This window comes from Streptosporangium sp. H13245 (assembly GCF_055690525.1).
Map to the genome: position 1 here is coordinate 14,844 of NZ_JBSZKT010000011.1, position 19,101 is coordinate 33,944.

Sequence of the window (19,101 nt, forward strand, 5' to 3'; positions counted from 1 at the left end):
CCACGGAACCCAGTGTCGACGCAAGCCTGCATAGGGAGGATTTACCGCAATGCGTGTTTCTAAGGGTGCCCGGCTCACCGCCGGCACTGCCCTGCTCGCCCTCGCGCTGACCGCGTGCGGCAGCTCGACGCCCTCCGACGGCGGGACGGCGGCGGCCGACCAGCCCGTGCGGATGGAGCTCGGCGAGCCGCAGAAGCTCTTCTACCCCGGTGACACCACCGAGTCCGAGGGCGCCGAGGTCCTGGCCGCCATCTTCGCCCCGCTGGTCGGCTACGACGAGAACAAGCAGGTCGTGGACGAGGTCGCCGAGTCGATCGAGTCGACCGACAACACGGTGTGGACGATCAAGCTCAAGCCCGGATACACGTGGCACAACGGTGAGAAGCTGATCGCGCAGAACTACGTCGACGCGTGGAACTACGCCGCCAACCAGGACAACGTCCAGGGTGCCAACGGCTTCTTCGCCCGGATCGACGGCTGGGCCGACCTGAACCCGGGTGAGGGCCAGACCGTCTCCACCAAGGAGATGAAGGGCCTCAAGGTCGTCGACGAGAGCACCTTCAGCGTCACCCTCGCCAAGCCGTTCTCGCAGTTCAAGACGATGCTGGGCTACACCGCGTTCTACCCGCTGCCCAAGGCGGCCTTCGGCCCCGACGGCAAGATCACCGAGGAGTACGCCAAGAAGCCGATCGGCCAGGGCTACTTCCAGATCGACAAGCCCTTCAACAAGGGCACCGACCAGACGATCGACCTCACCCGGTACGACAAGTTCGCCGGGACGAAGCCGAAGTTCACCAAGCTCCAGTTCAAGCTCTACACGAGCCCGGAGACCGCGTTCAACGACCTGGCTGCGGGCAACCTCGACGTCCACGACTCGCTGCCCCCGTCGGCGATCGCGCGGGCCAAGTCCGAGCTGGGCGAGCGCTACATGGACGAGGCGGACGCCGGCGTCGGCTACATCGGCTTCCCGATGCAGTACAACAAGACGTACGCGAACGTGAAGGTCCGCGAGGCCATCTCCATGGCCATCGACCGCGCGACCATCGCCGACAAGGTCTTCTCCGGCACGCGTGCCCCGGCGGACGACTTCATCAACCCCCTCCTCGACGGCTACCGCGCCGGCGCCTGCGCGGCCTGCAGCTACGACCCCGCCAAGGCCAAGACGCAGTACACCGAGAACAACGGCCCCAAGACGCTGGAGCTGGGCTACAACACCGACGGCCCGCACAAGGAGTGGATCGAGGCCGTCGCGAACAGCCTCCGCGCCAACCTGGGCATCGAGGTGACGGTCAAGCCCTTCGAGAAGTTCGCCTCGATTCTCGACGAGCTCGACAAGAAGACCTACGGCGGCATGTTCCGCATGGGCTGGGCGATCGACTACCCGTCGGCGGAGAACTACCTGACCCCGATCTTCTCCACCGTCGCGATCAAGACCGGCTCCAACTACGCCGGCTGGTCGAACAAGGAGTTCGACGAGCTCCTGTCCAAGGGTGACACCGCCCCGACGCAGGAGGAGGGCCTGAAGTTCTACCAGCAGGCCGACGACATCCTGATCAAGGAACTGCCGTACATTCCGGTGTACTTCTACCGGACCAACGCCGCGTTCTCCCAGCACGTCAAGGGCGTCAAGATCAATCTTCTCAACCAGATCGAGTGGACCGAGGTCGAGAAGGCCAGCTGACGACCGGTTGAGGGCCGGGCGGGAGCCCGGCCCCACTGGCCGCCCGGAACGATCTCGCGGCACCGCGCGACCCGCCGGTCCGCGAGATCACCCCCGGGCACCTACGGGAGATACGAATGGGCCGTTACATCCTCAGGCGCCTGATCCAGTCGATACCGGTGCTGCTGGGCGCCACCCTGCTCATCTACGCCATCGTCTTCGCGCTGCCCGGCGACCCCATCGCGGCGCTGGCGGGCGAGAAGCGCATAGACCCCAACATCGTCGCCATCCTGCGCGAGCAGTACCACCTGAACGACCCGTTCCTGGTGCAGTACTGGTACTACATCGTCGGCCTGTTCAGCGGCGACTTCGGTACGACCTTCGCCGGCGTCGGGGTCGACGAGATCATGGCGGGCAAGTTCCAGGTGACCATCAACCTGGCGGTGACCGCCCTGGTGATGGAGGCCGTCATCGGCGTGGGACTCGGCCTGTACGCGGCGCTGCGCCACGGCAGGGCCAGCGACTCGATGATCCTCGCCTCCACCCTGGTGCTGATCTCCATCCCCACCCTGGTCACCGGCTTCGTGCTCCAGCTGCTGCTGGGAGTGAAGCTCAAGCAGGCCGGGATCGACCTCTTCCCCGTCGCGGGCGTGACGGAGGGCTGGCGCAGCTACCTGCTGCCCGGCTTCGTGCTCGCGGGGACGTCGATCGCCTACCTCACCCGGCTCGCCAGGAACAGCCTGGTGGAGATCCTGCGCGCCGACTACATCCGCACCGCGGTGGCCAAGGGCCTGCCCCGGAACCGGATCGTCGGGCGGCACGCGCTGCGCAACGCGCTGATCCCGCTGGTCACCTACCTGGGCGCCGACCTCGGTACGTTGATGGGCGGCGCGGTGATCACCGAGACGATCTTCAACCTGCCGGGGATCGGCCAGCAGCTGTTCAGCTCCGTGTACCTGCGCGAGCAGCCCGTGGTCGTCGGAATCGTGACCGTGCTGGTGCTGATCTACATCCTTGCCAACCTGGTCGTCGACCTGCTCTACGCCGTGCTCGACCCGAGGATCCGCTATGAGTGACACTCTCGTCCCGGCCGGAGGGCAGACCGGGAACCCCAAGCACGGCAGGCCCAGAAGGGGCGCGAGGGGCGCCAGGGCGCCCAAGGCCGCGAGCCTGTGGGGCGACGCCTGGTACGACCTGCGCCGCCGCCCGCTCTTCATCGGGGCGTCCGTGCTCATCGCCGTCCTGGTCGTCATGGCGGTGATCCCCTCGCTGTTCACCTCGGTGAACCCGTTCGACGCCAAGAGCTGCAACCTGAGCGACGCCCGGCTGAGCATGGGCGAGGCCCACTGGTTCGGCACCGACAACCTCGGCTGCGACATCTACGCCCGCACCATCTACGGCGCCCGCAACTCGATCGTGGTCGGCCTGGCCACCACCGTCGTCACCGCGCTGGTGGGCGGCCTGCTCGGTCTCTTCGCCGGGTTCAGGGGCGGAGTGGTGGACACCCTGTTCTCCCGGGTCGCGGAGGTCTTCTTCGCGATCCCGTCGATCCTCGGCGCCCTGCTCATCCTGGCGGTCTTCCGCACGGGCAACGTGTGGACCGTCATGCTCGCACTGGCCGTGCTGACCTGGCCGATGACGTACCGGATCATGAGGGCGGCGGTGATCACCGCCAAGAGCCAGGACTACGTGCTCGCGGCGCGGGCGCTCGGCGCCTCCGCGTCGAGGATCATGTTCCGGCACATCCTGCCGAACGCGGTCGCCTCGGTGATCGTGGTCGCCACGATCAACCTCGGCTACTTCATCGCCGCCGAGGCCGGTCTGTCCTTCCTCGGGGTGGGCCTGCGCTCGCCCGACATCTCCTGGGGACTCATGATCTCCGACGCCAGGGAGCGTTTCCTGGAGGCTCCGTGGGCGCTGCTGTTCCCGGCGCTGTTCCTGAGCCTGACGGTGCTGGCCTTCATCATGCTGGGCGACGCCGTCCGCGACGCCCTCGACCCGAAGCTGCGGTAGGGGGACCCGTGAAGAAGACCTCACCATCGGTGGTGCCGTCCAGGGAGACGCCGGGCAACGAGCCGCTGCTCGCCGTCGACGACCTGCACGTGGAGTTCGTGACCAGGCAGGGCGTGGTCAAGGCGGTCAACGGGGTCAGCTACTCGCTGAGCCCCGGCGAGACGCTCGCCGTGCTCGGCGAGTCGGGCTCGGGCAAGTCGGTGACCGCGCAGGCCATCATGGGCATCCTCGACTCCCCGCCGGCCCGCGTTCCCCGGGGGGAGATCCGCTTCCGGGGGACGAACCTGCTCGACCTGTCCGAGGAGGCCCGCACCCAGGTGCGCGGCCGGCGGATCGCGATGATCTTCCAGGACGCGCTCTCCGCGCTGAACCCGGTGTTCACCGTCGGCGCCCAGATCGGGGAGATGTTCCGGGTGCACCGGGGCGCCTCCAAGCGCGACGCCGAGAAGAAGGCGATCGAGCTGATGGACCGGGTCCGCATCCCGGCCGCCAGGCAGCGGGTGCACGACTACCCCCACCAGTTCTCCGGCGGGATGCGCCAGCGCATCATGATCGCGATGTCGATCGCGCTCGACCCCGAGGTGCTGATCGCCGACGAGCCGACCACCGCCCTCGACGTGACGGTGCAGGCCCAGATCATGGAGCTGCTCAGCGAGCTGCGGCGCGAGAGCGACATGGGCCTGATCCTGATCACCCACGACCTCGGCGTGGTGGCCGACGTCGCCGACAAGATCGCGGTGATGTACGGCGGGCGGATCGTGGAGAACGCCCTCGTGCACGACATCTACCGCAGGCCCGCCCACCCGTACGCCAAGGGCCTGCTCGACTCGATCCCCCGGGTCGACCAGAAGGGGCAGGAGCTGTACGCCATCAAGGGCATGCCGCCGAACCTGCTCGACATGCCCTCGGGCTGCTCCTTCCACCCCCGGTGTCCGTACCGTCAGGACAACTGCGTCGTCGACGCGCCCCCGCTGTACGAGATCGGCCCGACGCGCGGCAGCGCGTGTCACTACTGGAGGGAGGTCCTCGATGGCAGCCACGGGTGAGCCGATCCTTGAGGTCCGCGACCTGGTCAAGCACTTCCCGCTGACCCAGGGCGTCGTCCTGCGCAGGCAGATCGGCGCGATCAAGGCCGTCGACGGGGTCTCCTTCGACCTGCGCCGCGGCGAGACGCTCGGCATCGTGGGCGAGTCCGGGTGCGGCAAGTCCACGCTGGCCAAGCTCCTGATGGCGCTGGAGCGGCCGACCTCGGGCTCGGTGAGGATCAACGGCCGGGAGATCGCCGACGCCAAGCGGGGCGACCTCAAGCGGGCCCGCCGCAACATCCAGATGGTCATGCAGGACCCGTACACCTCGCTGAACCCCCGGATGACCGTGGGCGACATCATCGGCGAGCCGTTCGAGATCCACAAGGAGGTCGCCCCCAAGGGCGACCGGCGCCGCAAGGTCCAGGAGCTTCTCGAAGTGGTGGGTCTCAACCCCGACCACATCAACCGCTACCCGCACCAGTTCTCCGGCGGCCAGCGCCAGCGCATCGGGATCGCCCGCGGGCTGGCGCTCCAGCCGGAGATCATCGTCTGTGACGAGCCGGTCTCCGCGCTGGACGTGTCGATCCAGGCGCAGGTCGTCAACCTGCTGGAGCGGCTGCAGGACGAGTTCGGCCTGGCGTACGTCTTCATCGCCCACGACCTGTCGGTGGTCCGGCACATCTCCGACCGCGTCGGCGTGATGTACCTGGGCAAGATGGTGGAGATCGGCAAGGACGTCGAGATCTACGACCGGCCCGCGCACCCTTACACCCAGGCGCTGCTGTCGGCCGTGCCGGTGCCCGACCCCGAGGGGCGCGAGCGACGCGAGCGGATCATCCTCCAGGGTGACCCGCCCTCTCCCGCCAACCCGCCGTCGGGCTGCCGGTTCCGTACGCGGTGCTGGAAGGCCCAGCCGATCTGTTCCGCCGAGGAGCCGCTGCTGCAGATCCGGCCCGGCACCGCGCACGCGAGCGCCTGCCACTTCGCCGAGACCCACGACGTGATCCACGTGTGAGGGGGCGGACAGGCGGGAGACAGCGAAGGGCGCGACCCCCACATGGAGTTGTGGAGGCCGCGCCCTGTCCGCTTTTACCGCTTCATCGCGGGACGTCTGTCCTGCTAGAGGATGTCGACGCCGATGCCGCCGATGCCGACGAGGCCGCCGACGCCGACGCCGTGGCCGACTCCGCTGCCGTTGCTGATGATGTTGCCGCCGCCGCCGATGCCGCCGAGGCCGCCGCGGCCGAAGAGGCCGCCACCGAGGCCGCCGCCGATGATGCCGCCGCCGAAGCCGCCCCCGTAAACGCCACCGCCGTAGACACCGCCGCCGTAGAGGCCGCCCCCGTAGACGCCGCCGCCGTAGCAGCCGCCGCCGTAGACGCCGCCGAAGCCGCCCCCGTAGAGGCCGGCCCCGTAGACGCCGCCGCCGTAGAGGCCGCCGCCGCAGCCGACGCCGCTGGTCACGGCCGTGGGGATGACGGTGGTGCCGTACGTGACGGTGCTCGTCGGGATGAAGGCCGGGGCGGCGCTGACGACGCCGACGCCGCCGCCGCAGCAGTCGGCGGCCTTCTTGGCGGCCTTCGCCTTGGCGGCGGCCTTGACGACCGAGGTGGCGGTGACCTTGGTCGCGGAGCTGGTGGAGGACGTGGACGCGGAAGCGGCCACGGCCGGCGCGAGGACGGCGACACCGACGCACGCGGAAGTGATGAGAAGACGACGAATCATTTGTGGTTCCCCCTGGAAGGAAATCGTCGCGGCAGTGTCTGGGCCTCTGGAACGGACCGTCTGCGCGCGGCTACTCAAAGTAACGGGAGTGAGACTATCCAGCGACATGCTTTCTGGAGGGTCAAGAATGGTCAGCTTGTGGCAATGATCGCGGAGGCGTGGCCGGACAAATATTGGCCGATCGCCGGTCCGATCCGCGTGCCCGTTCTGCCACGCCGCTGCGAATTCCCTAAACTGCCAGGTCAGCTCGTATATCCGGTGGAGGGCCCGGCTCCTCGCGGGTGGCGGGGCGCAACCGCCGTGGTGGAGGCCCGTCCGGGACGACAGGGAGAACGACGGGCCGCCATTGTCCAGGGGAATGTGGACACGTCATCGAAATTCCGTAATGAGCGTTTCCAGCTAAAACGACCCTTCGGTTGTAACGACAATTCAGCAAACGGGTCAATTCATAGGGTGATTTCTTCTCGGGTCGCTTTTGTTGCGCATGTCAGGGTGAGGGAGAGAGCCGTACGTGGGCCCCGGGCGGCAGGCCCAGCCGCTGGGAGGCGTCGCCGGAGTTGACCGCCAGCGCGACCAGCCCGGCCGAGTCGGTGAAGGCCACGATCTCCCCGGGCGGCACCGCGGCGAAGGTCTCCTTGAACGGCACCGAGATCCGCCGCCTGCCCAGCCAGACCACCAGCGTGTCTCCCGGCTCGACGCCCAGCGTCACCATGTCGCCCGAGCCGATCGACAGCTGGGCGTTGCCGTGCCGGTCGATCGACAGCACCTCCCCCTCGACGTAGCCCTCCTGCAGCACGGAGGTGGGCGCGGGCAGCGTCACCAGCCGCTCCAGCGGGATCGCCGGTCCCAGCTCGGACGGGTGGCGCCCGATGGCGAGGTGCGCCGCCACGGGGGCGAAGAGGTCGCGCCCGTGGAAGGTCGGCGAGACCGGTTTCAGGAAGAGGTCGGCGTTGGACAGCTCGTAGGCGGCACGCGCGCCCCCGCTGGCGTGGATCGCCCACGACAGCAGCCCGTTGTCCGGGCCCAGGAACACGTGGTCGCCGGCCTCGACCGCCACGGCCCTGCGCGAGCCGCCGCCGCCGGGATCCACCACGGCGACGTGCACGCCGGGGGGAAGGTAGGCGATCGTCTGGGCCAGGATCGCCGCCCCGCGCCGTACGTCCCCCGAGGGGACCAGATGGCACACGTCAATGATCCGCGACTCCGGAGAGATTCCGACGATCACGCCGTGACATGCGGCGATGTAGCCGTCTTCCAGTCCGTAATCGGTGAGAAGGCTGATGACAGAGGTCACATCTGGTGACTGTACGTCTCCACATCCGTCATGAACAGCGCGAAATTCCGGACTATCCTGACTTCGGGCCGCGCGTGCGCGATGTGATCGCCGCGCGCTCCGACGGAGGAGGAAGCAATGGACACCGCGCCGAGTTCCGGTGACGGCGCCGCTCCGGAGCCCGCGCCGAGAGCTCTCACCGACAGGGAGCGCGAGCTGCTCGCCTTCGAGCGCCAGTGGTGGCGCTACGCGGGCGCGAAGGAACAGGCGGTTCGCGAGGCCTTCGACATCTCCGCGACGCGCTACTACCAGTTGCTCAGCGAGCTCATCGACCTGCCCGCGGCGCTCGCCCACGATCCGATGCTGGTCAAGCGCCTGCGCCGGCTCCGCGAGACCCGCCGCCGCGACCGCGCCGCCCGGAAGATGGGCTTGCGCCCCTGATCTCCGGGTACGACCGACCGGGCGGGCGCTCGCGAGAGCGGGGCCTGGGCTCGGCGGGCTGGAACGGACGTGACGGTGAACACACTCGACAGGCCGGGGTCCGGCGGGTTGGAGTGAGCGTGACGGTGAACACACTCGACAGGCTGAGGCGGGTATGACGACGAACACGTCCGAGGTGCTGAAGGCGATCGCCGCCGATCCGGCGGGGGCGGTGATCGGGCTCGACTTCGACGGCACGCTGTCGCCGATCGTCCCCGACCCCGCGGCGGCCAGGATCCATCCCGGCGGGGCCGAGGTGCTGACCAGGCTCGGCCACCTGATCGGCGCCGTGGTGATCGTGACCGGCCGCCCGGCCGCCACGGCCGTCGAGTACGGCTCCCTGGCCGGAGTGCCGGGGCTGGTCGTGCTCGGGCACTACGGCCTCGAACGCTGGGAGGCGGGCGCGCTCGCCGCGCCGCCCGTCCACCCGGGCCTCGACCTCGCCAGAACCGGGCTCGTCCCGCTGGCCGCGGGGATCGAGGGGGTCAGGATCGAGGACAAGGAGCGGTCCGTGGCCGTGCACACCCGGCAGGCGGCCGACCCGTGGGCGACGCTCGACGCGCTGCGCGAGCCGGTCGCCGCGCTCGCGGCCGGAGCGGGGCTGACGGTGGAGCCGGGCAAGTTCGTGCTGGAGCTGCGCCCGCCGGGGATGGACAAGGGCGTGGCGTTGAGCGCCTTCCTGCGCGAGCGGGCCGCCAGGTCGGTGCTGTTCGCGGGGGACGACCTGGGCGACCTCCCGGCGTTCGCGGCCGTACGGGCCTCGGGACTGCCGGGGGTGACGGTGTTCAGCGGATCGCCCGAGATCGAGGTGGAGGCCGACATCGTGGTGAACGGGCCCCCGGGGGTCCTGGAGCTCCTCACCTCGATCGCCGACGCCGTCGAGAGCGAGGCGCGGGGCTGATCGGGTGACCACGCGCTCCGGCCGAGAGGGCTCTCGCCGAGAGCGTCATCCGGGCAGGTCCCGCCGCCACCCCCTCGGAGCGGCTCCCGGCTCGTCGCCAGGACGCGCAGCTCCGGCGGGTCATCCGGGCAGGTCCGGCCACCCCTGGGAACGCCCGTTCAGGTCTCTCGGGAACACCCGTTCAGGTCAGGTCTTTCGGGAACACCCGCTCAGGCGGGTTCGCCCGCCCCCGCCCGGGGGCGGGCGCCCATGGTGACCAGCAGTCCTCCGACGGCGAGCCCGATCAGGGCGGGGACCATGAGGAACGCCCGCTGGGTGCCGAACCCGTCGGCGAGCGCGCCCAGCAGGAACGGCCCGATCCCCACCGCGAGCCCGGCGAAGATCGAGGCCATGGCCGACGCGCGGTCCCGCCGCCCGCCGGAGGCGGCCAGCACCCGCGACAGTGCCATCGGGAAGTGCAGCGACACCCCCAGCCCCGACACGGCCAGGCCCGCGTAGGAGAAGACCGGGTTCACGCTCAGCCAGAAGATCGCCCACCCGGCGGCCGTGACCAGCAGGGCGCCGAGGAACAGCACGGTCGGGGGCACCCGCAGGGCCAGCCACGCCCCGGCCAGCCGCCCGGCCGCCATCCCGGCGGTGAACGCCGCGACCGCGGTCGCGGCCACCGCCGCGGGCAGCCCGGTCTGGTCGGAGAAGAGCTTGGCCGCCCACAGGTTGAAGCAGAACTCCATCGCCACGCAGCAGAACAGCACGGCCGAGGCCAGGTAGAACCGCCAGCCGAAGCGGGCCTCGCCCCCCGTGCCCGCACCGCCGGTGGTGTCCCCGGGCTCGGGAATCCGTACGCGTCCCATGGTGAGCGCGAGCAGCACGGTCAGCACGGGGGGCACCAGCAGCGCGGCCCGCCAGCCGAGGGTGCTCTGCGCGGCGGCGCTGACCACGAACGGGACCCCGATGCCGACGATCACGCAGACGGCGTTGGCCTCGCTGATCGCCGCCGGGCCCGCGCTGCCGTGCCGGTCGTCGAGCGCAGCCATGGCCGAGTACAGGGTGATCGAGGCCATCCCGCTGGCGACGCCGTACCCGAGGAGGGTGACCGGGAGCGCGGTGCCGGCCGCGACCAGGAGGACGCCCGCGTTCATCCCGGCCATGCCGGTCCAGATGACGGCACGGCGGCCGATCCTCCCGGTCAGCCAGGGCAGGACGAGGCCGGTGATGATCCCGCCGACGGCCATCGCGGTCCCGTGCAGCCCGGCGACCGCCTGGGACACGCCCTGGTCGAGGCGGAGCAGCGGGAGCGCGGCGCTGAGGCCGTACAGGTAGGTGGCGAAGACGCCGAGCTGAAGATAGATCAGCCAGGTCGCGCGGTCGCGGATCAGCCGGACGGGCGCGATCGCGGTCAACTCGGTTCTCCCCGTACGCCAGAAAAAGTGAAATAGCCGCAAAAACTATCTCATACAGGTCTAAAGCTATTTAGTGAGTCAAGCCATCACCCGAGGGCGTCGAGCTGCTCGGCGAACCACCGGTGCGGAGGGAGGGCGGTCGCCGCGGCGGCCAGCAGGACGCCCCTCCTGGCGCGCTCGTCCGAGGGCATCGTCAGGCCCTCGTGCAGCGCGGCGGCCGTGGCCGAGACGTCGTAGGGGTTGACCGTGAGCGCGTGCTCGCCCAGCTCGGCGGCGGCCCCCGCCTCCCGCGACAGCACCAGCGCGCTGTGCGGAGACAGGATCGGCCCCTCCTTGGCCACCAGGTTCATGCCGTCGCGGATCGGGTTGACGAGCAGCACGTCGGCCAGCCGGTAGGCGGCCAGCGAGCGCGGGTAGTCGTCGTCGACGTTGAGGATCAGCGGGTCCCAGTCCTCGGTGGCGTACTCGTCCTCGATCTCCTCGGCGCAGCGCTGCACCGCCGCGGTGTACTCGCGGTACTCGGGCAGGTCGTGCCGGGACGGGTAGGCGAAGGCGAGGTGGGTGACCCGGCCGTGCCACTCCGGGTGGGCCGCGAGGAACTGCTTGTAGGCGACCAGGCCCCGCACGATGTTCTTCGACAGCTCCGTCCTGTCGATCCGCACGATCAGCCTGCGGTCGCCCACCTGGGCACGGAGCGCGGCCATGTGCGACTCCACGTCGGGCTCGGACGCCCGGGTCCAGAGCGCCTTGCCGTCCACGCCCAGGCTGTGGGTGCCGATCCGGGTGGTCCTGCCCTGGTGGGTGACCGTACGCTCCGCGCGGTCGACCCGCGCGCCGAGCACCGTCTCGCAGCAGTCCATGAACGCCCCGCCCCAGCGGTCGGTGAGGAAGCCCGCGTGGTCGGCGCCCAGGATGCCTTCGAGGAGCTCGGTCGCCACGTCGTCGGGGAGCAGGCTGAAGTATTCGGGCGGGGCCCACGGCGTGTGCGAGAAGTGCGCCACCCGCAGGTCGGGCCGCTCCCCCCTGAGCATGGCCGGGACCAGGCTCAGGTGGTAGTCCTGCACCATCACCCGCGCCCCGTGCGAGCCCTCCTCGGCCAGCGCCATCGCGAAGGCCTCGTTGTAGGCCTGGTACGACTCCCACTCCCTGCGGAACCTGGCGTCGAAGAACGGCCTGTTGGGGGTGTCGTAGAGGAGGTGGTGGACGAACCAGAGGGTGGAGTTGGCGACCGCGTTGTAGGCGCGGTGGAAGGTCGCCGGGGGGATGTGGAGCATCCGCACCGCCCCGGTGTCGTAGCCCGCCTGGTCGATCCTGCCGCCGGGCGCCAGCCGTACGGCGCCGCGGTCGCCGTCGGACAGCGCCGCGCAGACCCACAGGACGTTGAGGTCCTTCGCGACCTCCGACAGGCCGGAGACCAGGCCGCCACCTCCCCTGCGCATGGACAGCGAGCCGTCCTCGGAGAGGGTGAAGGAGACGGGGCCGCGGTTGGAGGCCACCAGGATCGCGCTCATGAGATCCCTTCACTGGCTAGGGACACGCCTGTCCTGAAGGTTAACCGGCACCTCACCGGGCTGTCCTCGCTCTTCAGGTCAACGAAAGAATGGCGTTCATCGAATTGTGTCAGCTCTTGTCAGCAGGTGAAGTGATGAGCCCCGCTGTATCCCTCTTTTTGTGGCGGGGAGGGAGGGACACCGTCCGAGGTCCCGACCATAGGATGTCCAACGACCGTGACCGCTGATGGGGGCCTGTGATGGCGCTGGACGAGACGACCGAGGACCTGGCCCGATCGGCCGCCCAGGGAGACCACCGCGCGCTCGGTGAGCTGCTGAAGCGGATCGAGCCCGCCGTGCTCAGGCACTGCGGCCGGATCCTCCCCTTCCGGCAGGACGCCGAGGAGGCATGCCAGGACACCCTGCTCGCGGTGGCGCGCAACATCGGCCGCTTCGAGGGGCGTGCCCGGTTCAGCACCTGGCTGCACATCGTGACCGCCAACTGCGCCAGGACCACCTACCGCTCGCTGAAGCGCCGCGCCGCCGAGCAGAGCTCGGACGAGCTGCCGCTGCAGAAGCCGGACGTCGCCCGGGTGAGCGTGATCGCCGGGTCCCGGCTCGACCTGCTCGACGCGATGGAGGCGCTGGAGGCCGAGAAGCCCGAGCTGGCCCAGGCGCTGGTGCTGCGCGACATCTGCCAGCTCGACTACAACGAGGTGGCCGAGCAGCTCAAGATCCCGCTGGGCACCGCCAAGTCACGCATCCACCAGGCGCGCAAGTACGTCCAGGGAGCCCTGGGCGACGCCTACGGCTTCTGATCCTTTCCGAGGATCCTTTCCGAGACGGGACCCGTGCGCGGCCCGGGAAAGCGGGGCCGATCGGCCGGTGGGCACCCTCCGCGTGGCGTACGGTCCCGGTGGCCTCACCTGATTTAAGGTGGCGTTGCCCGCATCGCGTGACCAAGCGATGACATGTGGTGATCCCCCTCGCGCTTCGCAGGCAGAGGTCGAGGAGAGCCCGCATGTTCCGCAGACACGTCGTCGTCACGGGATGCGCCCTGATCTTCACCGCACTCGCCCTGGCCGCCGTACCGGCGGGTGCCGGACGCGAGGTGGACGCACAAGCCCCGCCCGCCGTCGCGGGCGCGTCGGTGGCGCGGCAGCCGCCGCCCGGCATGTTGGAGGCGATCGAGCGGGGCCTGGGGCTGACCCCTGTCCAGGCCCAGGCGCGGCTGCTCAACGAGATCCGCCTGAGCCCGATCGCGGCACGGCTGGGCAGGAGGCTCGGCCATCGTTTTGGCGGAGCCTGGCTCCGGGGAAACAGCGCGCACACCCTGGTGGTGGCCACCACCGCTCCCGCCGACATCCCCGCGATCCTCGAAGCGGGAGCCCTGGCCGAGGTCGTCCCCAGGTCGCTGGAGCGGCTCGCCGCGATCAAACAGAAGATCGACGACGCCCTGCCCCCGAAGCCGCTCGTGTCGAGCGCGCGCTTCGTCGACGTGAAGAGCAACAAGGTGGTCGTCCTCTCCCCGAAACCCGAGAACGCCCAGAACTTCGTCGAGAGCGCGGGCGTGGACACGGGCGCGGTGGTCGTGCTGCCCTCCACCGAGGTTCCGCTGCCCCTGCACGACCTGGTGGGCGGCAACGCCTACTACATCGGCGTCGTCAGCCGCTGCTCGATCGGTTTCCCCGTGATCAGGGGCACTCACAACGGCTTCGTCAGCGCCGGGCACTGCGGCAGGCCGGGCGACGCCACGACCGGCTACAACCGGGTCGTCCAGGGTGTCTTCCAGGGCTCCTCCTTCCCGGGCGACGACTACTCCTGGATCGAGACCAACGCCCACTGGGCGGCGACCCCGGCGGTGGACAACGGCGCGGGCGGCACCGTTCCCGTCGCGGGCGCCCGCATCGCCATCGAGGGGGCCTCGATCTGCCGGTCCGGATCCACCACCGACTGGCACTGCGGCCTCGTCCAGCAGCGCGACGCCAGCGTCACCTATCCCCAGGGCACCGTCTTCGGCCTGACCCGGACCAACGTCTGCGCCGAACCCGGCGACTCCGGCGGCGCCTTCATCTCCGTCGACCAGGCCCAGGGGGTCACCTCCGGCGGCTCGGGCAACTGCGGCCAGGGCGGCACCACCTACTTCCAGCCGGTCGGCGAGATCCTCACCGCCTACGGCCTGGACCTGAGGACCACCGCGGGCAACCCGCCGCCACCGGTCACGGGCACCTGCACCGGCTTCCCGTACACCCGGAGCGGCACCCTGGCCACCGGCCGGTCCGTCTACCGGCCGGGCGGCCGGTACTACGCGTCGACCGTCACGGGTCTTCACACCGCCTGCCTGGACGCCGGTGACGGCACCGACTTCGACCTGTACCTGCAGAAGTGGAGCGGCGGGAGCTGGCTGATCGTCGCCACCTCCGACGGCGCGGGTCCCGACGAGAGGATCTCCTACACCGGTACGGCCGGTTACTACCGCTACCGGGTGCTCGCAGCGACCGGTTCCGGCCCCTACACCCTGGGGTACAGGACACCGTGACCCGTCCTCGCGACCTGGGCCCCGAACCCGCCGGTTCCGCTGGATAACACGTCAAGTCTCGCCCAGTGAGACAAGAGGTCAGGAGGACGGCGGGGCGAGGTAGAGTGCTTAGGACCTGCGCGTCAGGTTTCCAACTGAATATTTGCTCATCCAGAGGGGTGGAGGGACCGGCCCTGCGAAGCCCCGGCAACCATCCCGGTTCAAGACTCGTGATCTGAACGAGGTCGGCCGGGACAGGTGCCAATTCCGGTCTGTGACCAGGGTGGTCCGCAGACGAAGATGAGGGAAAGGCCTCGCTTCATGGCGCTCGCAACCACTGAGAACACCTCCTCCTCCGCTCGTGCCGACGACCGGCGCTTCGGCCCCGCCGTGGCCCTGTCCTGCCGGGAGTGCGGTGCCCGCTACGACCTCGGTCCCGACTTCGCCTGTACGGAGTGTTTCGGGCCCCTTGAGATCGCGTACGACTTCGGGCGTGTGACCCGGGAGCGGATCGCCGAGGGGCCGACCAACATCTGGCGCTACCGCTCGCTGCTGCCCGTCCCCGCGGACGTGGCCTCCAAGCCCAACATGGCGCCCGGCTGGACCAAGCTCGTCAACGCCGGAAACCTCGCCCGCGAGCTGGGCATCCGCTCCCTGCACGTGAAGGACGACTCCGGCAACCCCACGCACTCCTTCAAGGACCGCGTGGTGGCTATCGCCGTCGAGGCGGCCAGAAACTTCGGTTTCCACACCCTCTCCTGCTCCTCCACCGGCAACCTGGCCGGTGCCGTGACCGCCGCCGCCGCGCGGGCCGGGCTGGACGCCTGCGTCTTCATCCCCTCCGACCTCGAACAGGCAAAGATCGTCATGGCCTCCGTGTACGGCGGCAGGCTCATCGGCATCGAGGGCACGTACGACGACGTGAACCGCTTCTGCTCCGAGCTCATCGGCGACGAGCTGGGCGACCAGTGGGGCTTCGTCAACGTCAACCTCCGGCCCTACTACGCGGAGGGGTCCAAGACGCTGGCCTACGAGATCGCCGAGCAGCTCGGCTGGCGCGTCCCCGACCAGATCGTCATCCCGGTCGCGTCGGGCTCGCAGCTCACGAAGGTCGACAAGGGCTTCAAGGAGCTGATCGCGCTCGGCCTCGTCGAGGACAAGCCCTACAAGATCTTCGCGGCCCAGGCCGAGGGGTGCTCCCCGGTCTCCGCCGCCTACAAGGCGGGCCACGACGTGATCCGCCCGGTCAAGCCGGACACGATCGCCAAGTCGCTGGCGATCGGCAACCCGGCCGACGGCCCGTACGTCCTGGACATCGCCCGCCGCACCGGCGGCGCGGTCGAGGACGTCACCGACGCCGAGATCGTCGACGCGATCCGGCTGCTGGCCAGGACCGAGGGCATCTTCGCCGAGACCGCGGGAGGCGTCGTCGTCGGGGTGCTGCGCAAGCTGGTCGCCTCGGGCACGCTCGACCCCGACGCCGAGACCGTGGTCCTCAACACCGGCGACGGTCTCAAGACCCTCGACGCGGTAGCCGCGGAGGCACGCCCGACCGCGGTGATTCGGCCTTCTCTTGACGCATTCCGTGCGGCTATCGCCTAGAAATCGTGAAAGGTACTGAATTATGAGCGTTTCTGTGCGGATTCCGACGATTCTCCGGACTTACACCGATGGTGCCGCCGAGGTGAACGGAGAGGGGGAGACCCTGCGCGATGTTCTTCAGAAGCTCGACGCGGACTTCCCGGGGATCGGTGCCCGGATTCTTGATGAAGCGGGAAAGATCCGACGTTTTGTCAACGTCTATGTGGGGGATGAGGACGTCCGTTTTGTTGACAACCTCGACACGGCCACGCCCCCCGGCGTTCAGGTCTCCATCATCCCGGCGGTGGCCGGAGGCTGATTCTCCCGCCCTCGCGCGGCCCTGACCGCGCCGCCCCGCCCCCTGTGGGCTCGCGACTTCACGGCACCCACCCGGCTCCGGCCGGGTGGGTGCCGTGTTTTATGACACAAGCTCATATTTGTGGCGCGGATGAATAACGTGACCCTTAACTAACTAATAGTGATGGTGAAACTCTGCTCTCGTACAGAAAGCTCTAGTAAAGAGGTAGTTTGGTGCTTGACTCTGTTGCCCTACCGCTTCCCACAGGTATGGTCGGAACGATCGACGGAGCGAAGTCCGCCCCGGAGATTGAGGACTTCGCGAGAGGAATGGGCGTCGTCCTATAAGACCAGTAAGAGGAGTCGCAAGTGGCGCAGGGCACCGTCAAATGGTTCAACGCGGACAAGGGCTACGGCTTCATCGCGGTAGACGGTGGTAAGGATGTGTTCGTCCATTACTCCGCGATCATGATGGATGGCTACCGTGCCCTCGAGCAGGGCCAGCGGGTCGAGTTCGAGATCACCCAGGGTCAGAAGGGCCCCCAGGCGGAGTCCGTCCGGGCGGTCTGACGTAGCCGTTACGTGAATTCGCAGGGAAGAGCCGGTGGATCCCGAGGTATCGCAGTCCGCTGGATCCTGACCGCCTAGGCCCGGCTCGCCCCCCAACCGGCGAGCCGGGCCTTCGCGTTGCACGGGGCGCGCCGAGGTCGCCCAGGGCGTACGGGCGCGCGGGGGAAGAGAGTGCCGGGCGCGGCACGGGACCCGTCGTGACGACACGAACCCCCGAGGTGGCGCGGGCCGCGCGCCGACGATGACATGCCGCGTACGCCGACGTGACGCGGGATCTACGGTGGCATGACGCGGAGCTGAAGCCCCCTCCGCCCGCGGCCCAGGTCAACGGATCGTGGCTTGCACTCGTTGGGGTAGAGTGCTAAACAGATTGTTGGCACTCGCGCATAGAGAGTGCCAATCCTGGATCGAGGCGATGGGGCCCGCCGAACGGAGTCGTGGGCCCACATGCCGTCGCGGGCGTCGGCTCGGTCCGGTGTAAGCCACCCTGTCTCTGGGAGGTCTAGCCGTATGGCAGCCAAGATGATCGCGTTTAACGAGGACGCCAGGCGCGGTCTCGAGCGTGGCATGAACCAGCTCGCGGACGCCGTCAAGGTGACCCTCGGCCCCAAGGGCCGCAACGTCGTTCTGGAGAAGAAGTGGGGCGCCCCCACCATCACCAACGACGGTGTCTCCATCGCCAAGGAGATCGAGCTCGAAGACCCGTGGGAGAAGATCGGGGCCGAGCTCGTCAAGGAAGTCGCCAAGAAGACCGACGACGTCGCTGGTGACGGCACCACCACCGCCACCGTGCTCGCTCAGGCTCTCGTACGCGAGGGTCTCCGCAACGTCGCCGCCGGCGCCAACCCGATGTCCCTGAAGAAGGGCATCGAGGCCGCCGTCGAGCGCGTGTCGGAGGAGCTGTCCAAGCTCGCCAAGGACGTGGAGACGAAGGCGCAGATCGCCTCCACGGCGTCCATCTCCGCGGGTGACCCGCAGATCGGCGAGATGATCGCCGAGGCGATGGACAAGGTCGGCAAGGAAGGCGTCATCACCGTCGAGGAGAGCAACACCTTCGGTCTTGAGCTTGAGCTCACCGAGGGCATGCGCTTCGACAAGGGCCTCATCTCGATGTACTTCGTCACCGACCCGGAGCGTATGGAGGCCGTCCTCGACGACCCGTACATCCTGGTCGTCAACTCCAAGGTGTCCGCCAACAAGGACCTGCTCCCGGTTCTCGACAAGGTCGTGCAGGCCGGCAAGCCGCTGCTGATCATCGCCGAGGACGTCGAGGGCGAGGCCCTGGCCACCCTGGTCGTCAACAAGATCCGTGGCCTGTTCCGGTCGGTCGCGGTGAAGGCGCCGGGCTTCGGTGACCGCCGCAAGGCCATGCTGGGTGACATCGGCATCCTGACCGGTGCCCAGGTCATCAGCGAGGACCTCGGCCTGAAGCTGGAGTCCACCACCCTGGACCAGCTCGGCCGGGCCCGCCAGGTCATCGTCACCAAGGACGAGACCACCATCGTCGACGGTGCCGGTGACGCCGACCAGATCGCCGGCCGGGTCAACCAGATCCGCGCCGAGATCGACAACACCGACTCCGACTACGACCGCGAGAAGCTCCAGGAGCGTCTGGCCAAGCTGGCCGGCGGCGTGGCCGTCATCAAGGCCGGCGCGGCGACCGAGGTCGAGCTCAAGGAGCGCAAGCACCGCATCGAGGACGCCGTTCGCAACGCGAAGGCGGCCGTCGAGGAGGGCATCGTCCCCGGCGGTGGCGTGGCGCTGCTGCAGGCCGGCGCCAAGGCGTTCGACAAGCTGGAGCTCTTCGGCGACGAGGCCACCGGTGCCGCGATCGTCCGCAAGGCTCTGGAGGAGCCGCTGAAGCAGATCGCCGTCAACGCCGGCCTTGAGGGCGGCGTCGTGGTGGAGAAGGTGCGCAACCTTCCCGCGGGCGAGGGCCTCAACGCGGCCACCGGCGAGTACGTCAACCTGTTCGAGACGGGCATCATCGACCCGGCCAAGGTGACGCGCTCGGCGCTGCAGAACGCCGCCTCCATCGCGGCGCTGTTCCTCACCACCGAGGCTGTCATCGCCGAGAAGCCCGAGAAGGCCGGAGCCGCCCCCGCCATGCCCGGCGGCGGCGACATGGACTTCTAAGTCCACGCGCTTTCGAAAAAGAGGCGACC

17 protein-coding genes and 1 riboswitch are annotated in these 19,101 nt (G+C 69.1%); of the genes, 13 read left to right on the top strand and 4 right to left on the bottom strand.

The annotated features are described in order from the left end of the window. Positions 1-49: 49 nt before the first annotated feature. From ACW9TB_RS18920 to ACW9TB_RS18940, 5 genes are all read left to right on the top strand, one after another. Positions 50-1,681 carry a peptide ABC transporter substrate-binding protein gene (locus ACW9TB_RS18920; RefSeq protein ID WP_472749322.1) on the top strand — a complete coding sequence of 544 codons (1,632 nt, stop codon included), beginning with the start codon at positions 50-52 and terminating at the stop codon, positions 1,679-1,681. A gap of 116 nt (positions 1,682-1,797) precedes the next feature. After that, positions 1,798-2,736 (top strand): ABC transporter permease, encoded by a 939-nt coding sequence (locus ACW9TB_RS18925; RefSeq protein ID WP_472749323.1) that lies wholly within the window; start codon positions 1,798-1,800, stop codon positions 2,734-2,736. Beyond that, complete coding sequence (locus tag ACW9TB_RS18930; protein WP_472749324.1) at positions 2,729-3,673, top strand: ABC transporter permease; 945 nt, start codon at positions 2,729-2,731, stop codon at positions 3,671-3,673. The genes ACW9TB_RS18925 and ACW9TB_RS18930 overlap by 8 nt, the downstream gene beginning before the upstream one ends. Positions 3,674-3,681: 8 nt before the next feature. Further along, positions 3,682-4,719, top strand: coding sequence for an ABC transporter ATP-binding protein (locus ACW9TB_RS18935; RefSeq protein ID WP_472749325.1), 1,038 nt, complete (start codon positions 3,682-3,684; stop codon positions 4,717-4,719). Next, positions 4,703-5,716 carry an ABC transporter ATP-binding protein gene (locus tag ACW9TB_RS18940; protein ID WP_472749326.1) on the top strand — a complete coding sequence of 338 codons (1,014 nt, stop codon included), beginning with the start codon at positions 4,703-4,705 and terminating at the stop codon, positions 5,714-5,716. The genes ACW9TB_RS18935 and ACW9TB_RS18940 overlap by 17 nt, the downstream gene beginning before the upstream one ends. Positions 5,717-5,820: 104 nt before the next feature. Here ACW9TB_RS18940 and ACW9TB_RS18945 read toward each other — a convergent pair whose 3' ends face one another. Both ACW9TB_RS18945 and ACW9TB_RS18950 read right to left on the bottom strand, forming a co-directional pair. Beyond that, entirely contained in the window at positions 5,821-6,426 is a 606-nt protein-coding gene (locus ACW9TB_RS18945; protein ID WP_472749327.1) for a hypothetical protein, read from the bottom strand. Positions 6,427-6,913: 487 nt separating this feature from the next. Next, positions 6,914-7,720, bottom strand: coding sequence for an SAM hydrolase/SAM-dependent halogenase family protein (locus ACW9TB_RS18950; protein WP_472749328.1), 807 nt, complete (start codon positions 7,718-7,720; stop codon positions 6,914-6,916). 117 nt (positions 7,721-7,837) lie between these two features. Here ACW9TB_RS18950 and ACW9TB_RS18955 point away from each other — a divergent pair, with 117 nt between their 5' ends. Both ACW9TB_RS18955 and otsB read left to right on the top strand, forming a co-directional pair. Continuing rightward, positions 7,838-8,140, top strand: a complete 303-nt coding sequence (locus tag ACW9TB_RS18955) for a DUF3263 domain-containing protein (RefSeq protein WP_440074015.1) — start codon at positions 7,838-7,840, stop codon at positions 8,138-8,140. Between the two features lie 154 nt (positions 8,141-8,294). Further along, positions 8,295-9,080 carry a trehalose-phosphatase gene (gene otsB, locus ACW9TB_RS18960; protein ID WP_472749329.1) on the top strand — a complete coding sequence of 262 codons (786 nt, stop codon included), beginning with the start codon at positions 8,295-8,297 and terminating at the stop codon, positions 9,078-9,080. 209 nt (positions 9,081-9,289) lie between these two features. On the opposite strand, the gene ACW9TB_RS18965 is transcribed toward otsB, so the two are convergent. Beyond that, positions 9,290-10,480 (bottom strand): MFS transporter, encoded by a 1,191-nt coding sequence (locus ACW9TB_RS18965; protein WP_472749330.1) that lies wholly within the window; start codon positions 10,478-10,480, stop codon positions 9,290-9,292. Positions 10,481-10,566: 86 nt separating this feature from the next. After that, positions 10,567-11,991 carry an alpha,alpha-trehalose-phosphate synthase (UDP-forming) gene (locus ACW9TB_RS18970; RefSeq protein WP_472749331.1) on the bottom strand — a complete coding sequence of 475 codons (1,425 nt, stop codon included), beginning with the start codon at positions 11,989-11,991 and terminating at the stop codon, positions 10,567-10,569. A gap of 239 nt (positions 11,992-12,230) precedes the next feature. Here ACW9TB_RS18970 and ACW9TB_RS18975 point away from each other — a divergent pair, with 239 nt between their 5' ends. The 6 genes from ACW9TB_RS18975 to groL all read left to right on the top strand — a co-directional run bounded on the left by ACW9TB_RS18975 (position 12,231) and on the right by groL (position 19,072). Next, a complete protein-coding gene (locus ACW9TB_RS18975) occupies positions 12,231-12,788 on the top strand; it encodes an RNA polymerase sigma factor (protein WP_472749332.1) in 558 nt (185 codons plus the stop codon). Between the two features lie 203 nt (positions 12,789-12,991). Continuing rightward, positions 12,992-14,509: a S1 family peptidase gene (locus ACW9TB_RS18980; protein WP_472749333.1), complete on the top strand. Its 1,518-nt coding sequence runs from the start codon at positions 12,992-12,994 to the stop codon at positions 14,507-14,509. A 143-nt stretch (positions 14,510-14,652) separates the two neighbouring features. Continuing rightward, positions 14,653-14,795: riboswitch (SAM riboswitch) on the top strand. Between the two features lie 14 nt (positions 14,796-14,809). Further along, entirely contained in the window at positions 14,810-16,090 is a 1,281-nt protein-coding gene (gene thrC / locus ACW9TB_RS18985) for a threonine synthase (RefSeq protein ID WP_472749334.1), read from the top strand. Positions 16,091-16,112: 22 nt separating this feature from the next. Continuing rightward, the gene (locus ACW9TB_RS18990) at positions 16,113-16,388 is read left to right on the top strand and encodes a MoaD/ThiS family protein (RefSeq protein ID WP_472749335.1); all 276 of its coding nucleotides are present in this window, start codon (positions 16,113-16,115) and stop codon (positions 16,386-16,388) included. A 347-nt stretch (positions 16,389-16,735) separates the two neighbouring features. Continuing rightward, positions 16,736-16,936 (top strand): cold-shock protein, encoded by a 201-nt coding sequence (locus ACW9TB_RS18995; RefSeq protein ID WP_012895270.1) that lies wholly within the window; start codon positions 16,736-16,738, stop codon positions 16,934-16,936. 510 nt (positions 16,937-17,446) lie between these two features. Next, complete coding sequence (gene groL / locus ACW9TB_RS19000; RefSeq protein ID WP_472749336.1) at positions 17,447-19,072, top strand: chaperonin GroEL; 1,626 nt, start codon at positions 17,447-17,449, stop codon at positions 19,070-19,072. The last annotated feature ends 29 nt before the right edge of the window (positions 19,073-19,101 follow it).